Here is a 10,678-nt window from a genome sequence, read left to right as displayed (position 1 = left end):
CCACCGCGCGCCACAGCACATACGGCGCGCCTCGCAGTTTCACGAACAGCTCATCGAGGTGCCACGTCGTGCCCGGCCTGAGGCGCACGGCCTTCGCACAATGCGCAAACTGCGCGCCGAATCGGTCGCACCAGTTGCGCACCGATTCGCATGTCACCTCCACGCCGCGCTCGAGCAGCAGTTCCTCTATATCGCGCAGGCTCAGGTTGAAGCGGTGGTACCAGCGCACCGCGCAGCTGATGATCGCTGCCGGGAAACGGTAGCCATGAAATGAGCAGCGGGTCTTTGTCATCTGACCATTCTAGCCGCCTGCATCACCAAGTTGACATCGCCCGCCCGCTAGACCACGGACACCTTCGAGGAAGGCGTCGAACTCATCGAGAAACTGAGCGACTTGAGGGTTTGGCGCCTGAGGCGCTGTTGAAGTAGTCCTGCCGGACCGTCGGCGTGACTGTGCCATTCCTTTTCTCCTGCCGGCCACCATGGCCGGTAGGAGAAGTTCAGGACATTATGCGAAGCGTTGCCACCCGACCGCCGACGGAGGATCGCGCGAGACGAGCCCGCACCAGGACCGAACTCGTGTCGCTATGCATAATCCGGCGCTGAGCATAATCGCGCGTGCGGTACTCCGAACCGCACCCACCAAACATGACAGGAAACACGCCTGGGCTATTGCGCTGCAATCCAGACGAGGCGCCAACCGGGCCATCGTTGCAATCGCGAACAAGATGGCCCGCGTCATCTGGTCGATGCTCGCAACCGGCCAGCCGTATCAGAAAGCAGCGTAGCAAAACGATGCGTTGACGAATTGACGAATGGCACTCCGGTCGATCCGGGCGAGCAGGGAACCTGATTTTGATAACGGCCCTTGAGGCCTTCCAGTTGTTGAGGCCTGCACGCGCGGAATTCCAGTTGGGCGCTGGGCGATGTCCCTGACGCCGGATATATGTACGCAATCGACTTCCGTGTCCGCCAACTTCCGTTTGCTATTGGGATCAGTCCATATATGTAGAACGTCGCATCGCTGATCCCCATCTTGCGGCAGACTTCCGCGACCGGCGTGCCCAGCTCGGCCTGCTTCAACGCATAGGTAATCTGTTCCTCGGTGAACTTGCTCTTCTTCACGGCATGACCTCCTGGTCTTGATGACAACGTCATGCCGGAATTTTCCACTTCCAAATGGGACAGTTTTGTGGGCCAGGGTCACTTTTGAGACGGCTCTTCTTGCGAGTTCATAACCATTTCCAGCCGAAGCGGTTGAAAAACTTCATTGCCGATGCCGCGAAGAGCTTTCGGTGCGTCCAGCCCTTGTGTGCTACACCACCTCCGTAATGCAGGATGCGGATCAAGGGCACATAGACAACTCGTGCCACCTCATGGGTGCGCAAGCTCAGATCGTAGTCCTCAAAATATAGGAAATAGCGCGGATCGAAGCCATTCAAGTGCTTTATGACGTCCGTACGGAAAAGCATGAAGCAACCGCTAACGATCGGTGGATCCCAGAAAACGTTCCTGTCGTCGATCACGTCGCGCATTTCGTAGCGAGCAAAGCGCCGAGGAAGCTTCCCCCGCAGCCTCAATGGCAGGAAACCGCGGATGAAGAGATCAAGGACCGAGGGGAATCGGCGACAAAGGTACTGCTGTCGGCCGTCGCTGTCTCCGACCCATGGCGCGACCAGACCGACCGCCGGGTTGGCATCCAAGAAAGTCAACCCGGTCAAAAGTGCGCCAGCATCTAGATCGACATCGGGGTTCAGGACCAGATGGTAACGGCTTGAGGCTTGTTCGATCGCAAGATTGTGGCCGCGACCGTAGCCGACATTACCATGACCTGCCACGTACTTTGACCGCAACCCGACATGGCTCAGTGTCTTCATGAGGGTCTGCGCAACGTCGCCCCCGCCGTTGTCTATGATAATGACCTCGACTTCGGCATCGGGGTAATGGAGAGAAAGCGGCCGTGCCGCCGCCGCGAGACTTTCTAGCGTTCGTTCAAGCTGATTACCTTGCGGGCGGAAAACGACTACCGATACCGAAAGGACTACTGACAACTTTGTTTCTACTATTGGCGCAGTTTTTTTCATCTTGGAGGTAACGCGCGGCGATTGCCAAACAGTTGCCTCATCACTTCGTGGCACGGCTTTGCAAGGCTTCGCTGGCAAAAAGCGTTGGGGCTTGTTTGGGAAAGTGAGCGCGTCGATGGTTCGCTTCGCCGCACGTCCCGTGGCTCGCCCGTAATGACGTCAGCCAGTGTCGCAGCGCACTTCTCTAGCTGCCCATTTCGGCATCAATGTGAATGCGATACCGATGAGGTGTCCAAGGCCCCCACTTCGATTCATAGATAGCCCGATTGGTCTCGAACAACGCGCGTTTCCTCTCCACTCCCAGCTTGTTGAAAGCAGCTGACAGGTGGTGATGCACGAACACGTCTTCGGCGCATGCGACGACGAGGCCGGCTGCCTGGATGCGTCGGCAGTAGTCGTCATCTTCGAAGAAGCCGACGCCATAATCTTCACTGAGCGAGCCGCATCGCTCATAGGTGCTACGCGGCAGCATCGCACAGAAGAACGCGACCGTATTGAGCTCGAACCACCTGCCCAGATTCCGTTCGGTGATTTCTTCGGCCTCGTGGTGCATCGCGTCGAGCTTCGTATAACGCGTGTCGACTCGCGCTTCGTTGCCGATGTTGTTGGTCAACGGCCCCAGAATGCCGATCTCGGGCGCATTCCGCAAATGATTGATCATGCGCCGCGCCCAGCCGCGCGTGACAACCGTATCGTTATTCAGGATGACCAGATAGTCGCCGCTGGCTGCCGCGAGGCCCTGGTTGTTTCCCGCTGCGAAGCCGCGATTTTCGCGGTTGAGAATCAACTTCGCGTTCGGACGGGATGCGGACCATGACGACAGATACGCAGGTGAACCGTCACTCGACGCGTTATCGACAATGACGACTTCCAGATCGACATCGTCGCTGTACGTTTCAAGGCTATCGAGGCAATCCTTCGTCAATGCGAGATTGTTGTAGGTGAGCACGATCGCGCTGACTTTGGGACGAGGTAATGCCTCGATGGCCTGCCTGAAGTTGTGAACGCGGTGCCCCCAGGTTTGTCCTGCCGCGAAAGCCTTGCGGCGATCAACCACTTCAGTGTCATCGGGCAGCGCCGTCATCGCCTCACGCAGCCGTTCAATGAAGCCTTCATGGGTGTCAGCCAGCCTGACGAGCTCGCCAAACTGCTCCATTTCCGGCAGATCGATCGAGACGACGGAACGCCCGGCGCCTAGATACTCATAGACCTTGACCGGATCGGTCGCGAGCGTCAACGGCATGACCCTGAACGGCAACATGCAGATGTCGAACGCGTACAGGTAGTAAGGCAGTCGTGCGTAAGGCACTTCACCTGTCATTTCGACGTTCGGGAACGCACTCAGGCGGTTGCCCACACCCGCAGTGTCGGCGCCGACCAGCAATACCAATGCGTCGGGGAAAGACTGCGCGACGCGGGCGACGAGATCGGCATCGAACCATTCTGCAATTGCGCCGTAATAACCGATTATTCTACGGCCGCGCGGATCGATAAAACGTTCGGCTGGCGCATCGCAAAAATCGGCGTACTGTCCCGCATTCCGGATTACTTCGACATGGCGATTGTATTTGCGGGCACGCTCCTCGAGCCACGACGAAGTTGCCACCAGCAGATCGGTGCGCCTCATCATCCGCTCCTCGAGTTCCAGCAACTCCTGCGGTACGTTGCCGAATCCTTCGTGATGGTCCATGCAGTCGTACGTCACGCATTCGGATTGCTGGCGCATTGCGATCGGATACCAGTAACCATGCTGCACGAGCGACCAGGAGCGATCGGTGCAGCTCCAGTCGCGAAAGAGCCTGATCCCGGCCAGGATCTGCGTGATGGCTTCCGTGGTCGGTACCGCGAAATAAATTGGAGGGGCGCGGTCGACCTTGAGTTTGACCTGGTACAGCGGCAGGGTGTCATCCAGACGCTCGACCGAGAAGCCCGGCTCCTTCGAGTCTTCGAAGTGGTTGGAGAAGAAGTACACGCGATGACCTGCCCGGGCGAATTCGCGCGCAAGGTGCTGTGGTCGCTGAATCCTGAAGTGCCAGTCGATAATGCTGAATACAAACACGTCTGCCATTGCGAGCCGCATGCGTGGCACCCGCGCGGCCATGACGCCATTGGCGGGTGAGCTGGCGTTTTCGTTACAGAGTGTCGTCGACGTTGACGCGGGTACCGTCCGCCGCTTCAGATGCTTGGGGAGATACGCCAGCGACCGGTAGGCGACGCTACGGATGCCACCATGCACGTAGGCATAGTGGACGTCCCTGATGCGCTGCTTCAACCAGTCAGGGGTCCCGCGAACCGCTCGCAGCGGAGCAGTCATCCGCCAGCTTTTGGTCGCGAGCAGAGTCTTGACCTCGGTCACCAATGCCTGCTCACGGTACTCAAGGAAATGAATGCGTTCGCTGCTATGGTGGGCGGCTGCAACCAGCGTTGCACTGTCCTCGACGAGTTGCCGCAACTTGTCCCGCTCGGCGTCGAGCTCAGCAAGCAGCGCAGCGGTTCTAGCCTCGGCCGCAACCGCGCGCGCATCTGCAGCAGCAAACTGCGCCGTCGCGGTATCCGCACAGGCCTTTTCGGCGTCGAGCCGGGCCTGCACTAATTCAGCATACGACTGCGCCAGCCGGCATTCCCTGTGCGCTGCCTCAAGTTCGTTGGCGTGGCGCGCTTCTGCGGCAGCTAGCTGTGCCGTCGCCGTATCCCCACGGGCCTTTTCGGTGTCGAACCGGGCCTGCATTGATTCAGCATGCGACTGTGCCAGCCGGCATTCCCTGTGCGCTGCCTCAAGTTCGTTGGCGTGGAGCGCTTCTGCGGCAGCTAGCTGTGCCGTCGCCGTATCCCCTCGGGCCTTTTCGGTGTCGAGCCGGGCCTGCATTGATTCAGCATGCGACTGCGCCAGCCGGCATTCCCTGTGCGCTGCTTCGAGTGCGTCGGCTTGGCGAGCTTCTACTTGTGCGAGCTGCCGTCGCAACGCCGCAATCTCGTCCGTACCCTCCGCGCCGTATAAGCAGGCGTCCGCAAGCGTGAAGTGTTGCGCGACGAGCTGCGTGGTGCGCGCGTAGACCAGGAGGATCTGGTCGCCGGGCCAATAGCTCGGCTCCTTGAACCGCGTGTCCACCACTGAACGATGGACAAGTACCCAGTCGGCATTGGGCGAGACCGGGATATTGACCGCATCGAAAGTCACTTCGTGCTCGGCGTGCCGATCGAACTCGCGGTACGGGAGCAGCAACACGATGAAACTGGACGCGTAGTTCGCGATCCTGTTGAAGATGTCCCAAGGCGCTGAGAAGTGTTCGAGTGTGTTTGACGAAAAAAGAACGTCGAAACCCGGGCGATTCGGCGCATCGAGCAAGTTTTCGTGTGAGAATCTAATGGCGCTGTATTGCTGTTGCGCTCGCGCGATCGCGGAGCCGGAGAAATCGATGCCTGTAATGTCCCACGACAGCATCTGCGCAAGTGTCTCGGTACCGTCGCCCTGCGCGCAGCCCCAGTCGCAAACGGTCAGATTGTTCCAGCGCACCACGTGCACGAGCCATTGAGGCATCGCCTCGATTGCAACGCGTGCGAAGAAGCGGCTCTGCTCTCTGCCACCGTTTGATTCCCAGTCGGTTCCGAAGCGTTGGTCCCAGTAGGCTTTGCTATTGATGTTCTCTTGATGGCTCATGCGAATGCTCGTTTTGCTGTCGGCTCGGCTTGCACGGTATCGATGACTTGCTCGACGTCCACGAGGAACGTCCCGTACAGCTTTTCCTCGGCGAGCGACGTGAAGTAGTGCGCGCCTTCGATGTACTCGTAGTATTGGGGCATAACATCGGCTCGATCCTCCAGGGCGACGGCCAGGAGGTAGTTGCCGCCATTGAGCCGGTTTTTCATTCTGAATTGCACGAGGGCGACATCGCCGGCTTGCCGGAAGTCGATCTTTTTCTCGTCCCACGTGGTCGAAACGATCAGATCCGTACCGCGTAAGTCTTTCAACGAAAACGCGACGCTCAGGGTCGTCCGGTCCGCGTTCGACGGTGGACGAACCTTCACCCTGACCTCGATGTCCTCGAGAGTGATGAAAGTCGACACACGCTCGCCCCGGACGTTGTATATACCCGCTTCCAGAATCGATCCTACGTGACTGCCCCAATGATTAATTGGACGGTGCGTGGCCATCAATTCCAGCGCGTCGTCCGTGATGGAGTCCTGTTCAGGTCGCAGGGATGGCTCCTTGCTCGCCTTGGTCAGATCATCCGGCGTGGGCGCGGTGTCATTGATTTCGCCGCTTTCTTCGGCCTCGAACAGGAACTGGTTGTACTGCGCCGTCACGGAAAACGCGTCACCCAGCATGCGGACCTTTCCCTTGTCCAGCCAGAGCGCGCGTTCGCATAGCGTGCGAACCGCACCGACGTCGTGCGACACGAACAGGATCGTGACGCCATTGGCCTGCATGTTCTTGATGCGGTTCAGGCACTTTGCCTGGAATCGAGAGTCGCCAACCGCGAGGGCCTCGTCGACAATCAGGATCTGCGGATCGACGTGAATCGCGACGGCGAACGCGAGGCGCACATACATGCCGCTGGAGTAGGTCTTCACCGGCTGGTCGATGAAGTCGCCGATTTCAGCGAACGCCTCGATCTCCGAAAAACGCGCATCGATCTCAGCGCGTGAAAGACCCAGCACGGAGCCATTCATGTAGACATTCTCGCGTCCGGTGAAGTCACCGTTGAACCCGGCGCCCAATTCCAGAAGCGCTGCGACCCGCCCGTTTACCTCAATGCGGCCCGACGTCCCGCGAAGGGTGCCACACAGAATCTGCAGAAGCGTCGATTTGCCTGAACCGTTGCGGCCGACAATCGCACAGGTCTCGCCACGCCGGATCGACAGATCAATATCGGTGAGCGCCCAGAACTCGCTGAATCCTTTTTGTCGGCGCGGCGCGATCACATGCTTCAAACGTTCCAACGGCGTGTGATAAACAGCGTAACGCTTCGACAGGCCCTCGATTCGAATTGCCACACCATCATTGTCCGCGCTGCCGGTATGCGTTGTAATTGACTCACAGCACATCGGCAAATCCATCCCGTGCGCGTTGGAACCAAGCGAGCGACAGCCATGCGAACGCCATGCTTGCTGCTGTGTACATTGCAAGCGTTCCGAAGTCCGGCATGGCGCCGTCGATCATGACTCTACGGGCTTGCTGAATGATGAGCGTCAGAGGATTGATGAGCAGCAGCGCCTGAAACGGCTTGGGTAACGACTCGATTGCGTAAAAAATCGGGCACAGGAACATGATGACGGAGGTCAATACACCGATGACCTGACCGATATCGCGCACATACACGCCGAGCGAACTGATGATCCAGCTAACGCCGGCCGCCATGAAGATCAGGGGCACGAAGATCAACGGTACGAAGATGAGCGTCCAGTGAACCGTGCCATAGGCGAACGCGGAAAAAATCGTCCAGACAACGAGACTGATGCCCGCATGAAAGAGTGAGGTGCCAACAGTCATCCATGGAAGCAGCTCCAGCGGGAAGGCCACTTTCTTCACATAGTTCACATGGCCGCCAATGAGCATGGGGGCGCGGTTGAGGCACTCGGAGAAAAAATTGAACACGACGAGACCGGCAAACAGCACGACGGAAAACTGGAGGCTGTTCGACGCACCGGACCACCGCGCATGCAGGAATATCCCGAACACCACGGTGTACAACGACAGCATCAGGAGCGGGTTAAAAAATGCCCAGACCGTGCCGAACAGGGAACCGCGGTAGCGGCCCGCAATATCGCGGCGCACGAGCTGGAGCAGCAGCTGGCGATGAGTGAACAGGTCAAGCAGCACATTGCTGAGCGCCGCGCGATGCTTGAATTCAGCGCCGTTCTTGATAAAGCTGATTTGGCTCATTGATTCGGTAGGTATCGGCCGGTCCGCCGTAGATTGAAGTGACGGAGCGACAGCGTTATCGTGCGCAAGTCGCGTGGCCGGTGCGATGGATACCATCCGCGAACGCATCAGGATCGGCTCAAAACGCTTCTCCCAGTCGACTTCGGCACGGAATGATGCAATTCTCTCGGGACAGACGGCGGTTGTCCGGGCCTGTTCCCACAAGCGCGGCCAGTCGGATTCCCGCGAAACGTGCGTCACGCCTTCCGTCTGATCGCGGCATTTCATTTCGCCAAAGGCTGTCGACCAGACCAGTACGCCCATGCTCCGATATTCATAGAACTTGATCGGGTCGACACCCGATGTCAGGTCTGTGACCCGGAAGGGAATTAGCCCAACGGCAAACTCGCGGACCATATTCACCACTTCGTCGTGTGGCAACTCGCCAAGAAACTCGATATTGGCAGGCAGATTGGCGGGGCGGGCGACGAACTCGGGTCCGATCAGTCGGACCGTCACGTCGGGCAGCGCGAGCGCCAGCGAGCGTACGAGCGGCCAGTCAAACCACTCCGCAATCGTACCGATGTAGCCGACGTACCGCCGTGGTCTCGCGTTCGGCAGCTCGGGGAGGTCGCTCGTGGGATAGCCGTTAAGCACGATGATCGCATCGCGCCTCATCCTGCTCACGTCCGACGCGAGCTGCGACGAGGAACAATAAACATCCGTGACGTTTTGACAGACGGCGCGCAGACGGGCTTTCATCGAGACTCGTGATAGTCCGCGGTAAAACGCCGGGAAGTTGTCGAGAACGTCGACGAACGAGCGTTTATGCGGAACCCGCTTCAGCGCCCATTCTGCGAGCTTGCTGGGGCGGCCAATGGCGAGCACGCAATGATCAGCTGCGCGCGCGAATTCCAGCAACTGGGCACGCGCTATTCGCCAGGTAACGACATGATTGATGAAGCCGCTCATCGGAAGCGGTTCGATTGGTAGGGCTGCGAGTCGCAGGACTCGGACGCGCGCATCGTCCGCGTACACCATCGCCGCCTTCCTGGGGCGGACCCGCTTCAAGTCTGAGATTGTCGGCAGACGTGTCGGGTAGGGATCGATCCATAGCACTGAGTCGAACCCGCTATTCGCGAACGCAGCGACCATGAAGTGCGGACGCTGCGCATAGCTGGCATAAGGTACGGACGAAAAATAGATCAAACGCCGACCGTGCGACGCGACGCCGCAGCCGCTGTCCCCATCCACGCCCGCATTCATGCTCGCTGACCGCTTGATGCGAACGTCGGTGAGCCGGCTGCCCCGGAACCGTCTCCGGTCAGTGCGTCCTCAAGAATCTCAACGATGCGTCGCGCGGCCAGACCATCGCCATAAGGAGATGCGCCTCGCGCCATCTCGCGGTAAGCGGCCGGATCAGTCAGAAGGCGCTGAACTTTCTCGACGATACGTGCCGTATTGGTGCCGACAAGATCCGCCACGCCGAAGGACACTGCTTCTGGCCGTTCGGTTTCCTCGCGCAGCACGAGAACCGGCTTGCCGAGCGCGGGAGCCTCTTCCTGCACGCCACCCGAATCGCTGAGGATGACATGCGCGGCTTCCATGGCAGCAATGAACGACAGGTAATCAAGCGGTGCGCACAGATCCACTCGCGGATGGTTGCCAAGCACATCGCGCACGACGGACGAGACATTCGGGTTGGGATGCACGGGGAACAGCACATCAAGCGTCGGATTGCGGTCCAGCAACTCCAGGATGGCAGCACAAATGCGCTTGAGCGGCTCGCCGAAATTTTCGCGGCGGTGTGTCGTGACCAGAATCATCCTTCGTCCGTCAGCGACGGACAGCGGCACCTTGTCTGCATGCTGGCGCGCGTCGAACAGCGCATCGATCACGGTATTGCCGGTCATGAACACGGCATCGGACGGCACCTGCTCATCCAGAAGGTTCTGTGCTGACGACTGCGTGGGTGCGAAATGCCAGTGGGCCAGGCGGCCGGTGACGACGCGATTCATTTCCTCAGGAAACGGATTGCGCATGTTGTTCGTTCGGAGGCCTGCCTCGACGTGACCGACGGGAATGTTGTTGTAGAAGGAGACCAGGGATGCCGCAAGAACGCTGGTCGTATCCCCCTGGACAAGCATCGCACTCGGCGCGCTCTTTTTAATGATTTCATCGAGCGATGTAATCAAGCGGGAGGTGAGATCCGGAAGTGTCTGGTTGGGACGCATTAAATCCAGGTCGTAGTCAGGCTTGATTGCAAATATTTGCAGAACCTGATCAAGCATTTCCCGGTGCTGCGCCGTTGCGATAACGACCGGTTTGAGTTGTGTGGAGTCACCGAGGGCGCGTACCAATGGCGCCATTTTAATGGCCTCGGGACGAGTGCCGAACACCACAGCTACTTTCTTCTTCATTGATAGAACCCTTTCCGGTGAAAACCGGGCATCGCCGCAATTTCAATGCACATTACGACGATAGCGCGATCCAGGCACGGCAAGGGTTATTGGTGTGTCCCTAATATTATATCCAGTATAATCATGCACTTGTCGCCTGCTCTTTTTGTGTTGCTCGAGAGACGCAAGACGAAGGGGCGTACCGAGTCGGCCCTGAACAATTCATTTTGCTCGGCAAATGAGTTCACGCTGCCGACTGCGTAGCAGTTTCGAAGCCAAGCAAAGCGACGAGAATCAGGGCGTAAAAAAGCCGCAGCTTGCGCAGGATCATC

The 10,678-nt window shown here is 58.7% G+C and carries 6 protein-coding genes and 2 pseudogenes; all 8 read right to left on the bottom strand.

Features of this window, described 5'->3' with window-relative positions; all coding sequences use genetic code 11:
* Nucleotides 1–292, bottom strand: a pseudogene (locus PKKP23_RS32725) (IS6 family transposase); the annotation flags it as partial.
* Between the two features lie 716 nt (nt 293–1,008).
* Nucleotides 1,009–1,125 (bottom strand): annotated as a pseudogene (locus PKKP23_RS32715) (transposase); the annotation flags it as partial.
* Nucleotides 1,126–1,232: 107 nt separating this feature from the next.
* A complete protein-coding gene (locus tag PKKP23_RS32710; protein WP_126879993.1) occupies nt 1,233–2,084 on the bottom strand; it encodes a glycosyltransferase family 2 protein in 852 nt (283 codons plus the stop codon).
* Between the two features lie 184 nt (nt 2,085–2,268).
* Nucleotides 2,269–5,742, bottom strand: coding sequence for a glycosyltransferase (locus tag PKKP23_RS32705; protein WP_126879992.1), 3,474 nt, complete (start codon nt 5,740–5,742; stop codon nt 2,269–2,271).
* A complete protein-coding gene (locus PKKP23_RS32700) occupies nt 5,739–7,079 on the bottom strand; it encodes an ABC transporter ATP-binding protein (RefSeq protein ID WP_420873268.1) in 1,341 nt (446 codons plus the stop codon). The genes PKKP23_RS32705 and PKKP23_RS32700 overlap by 4 nt, the downstream gene beginning before the upstream one ends.
* Nucleotides 7,080–7,119: 40 nt before the next feature.
* Nucleotides 7,120–9,213: an ABC transporter permease gene (locus PKKP23_RS34745; protein WP_240659260.1), complete on the bottom strand. Its 2,094-nt coding sequence runs from the start codon at nt 9,211–9,213 to the stop codon at nt 7,120–7,122.
* Nucleotides 9,210–10,367 carry a non-hydrolyzing UDP-N-acetylglucosamine 2-epimerase gene (gene wecB, locus PKKP23_RS32690; RefSeq protein WP_126879991.1) on the bottom strand — a complete coding sequence of 386 codons (1,158 nt, stop codon included), beginning with the start codon at nt 10,365–10,367 and terminating at the stop codon, nt 9,210–9,212. The genes PKKP23_RS34745 and wecB overlap by 4 nt, the downstream gene beginning before the upstream one ends.
* A gap of 86 nt (nt 10,368–10,453) precedes the next feature.
* Nucleotides 10,454–10,678: hypothetical protein (locus PKKP23_RS34355; RefSeq protein ID WP_205703035.1), on the bottom strand; the 225-nt coding region annotated here is incomplete at its 5' end.

The organism is Paraburkholderia kururiensis JCM 10599 = LMG 19447 (genome assembly GCF_003986935.1).
Lineage (GTDB): Bacteria > Pseudomonadota > Gammaproteobacteria > Burkholderiales > Burkholderiaceae > Paraburkholderia > Paraburkholderia kururiensis.
Note: the sequence above shows the minus strand (reverse complement) of the source record. Positions and strands in the feature narration are given on the sequence as shown.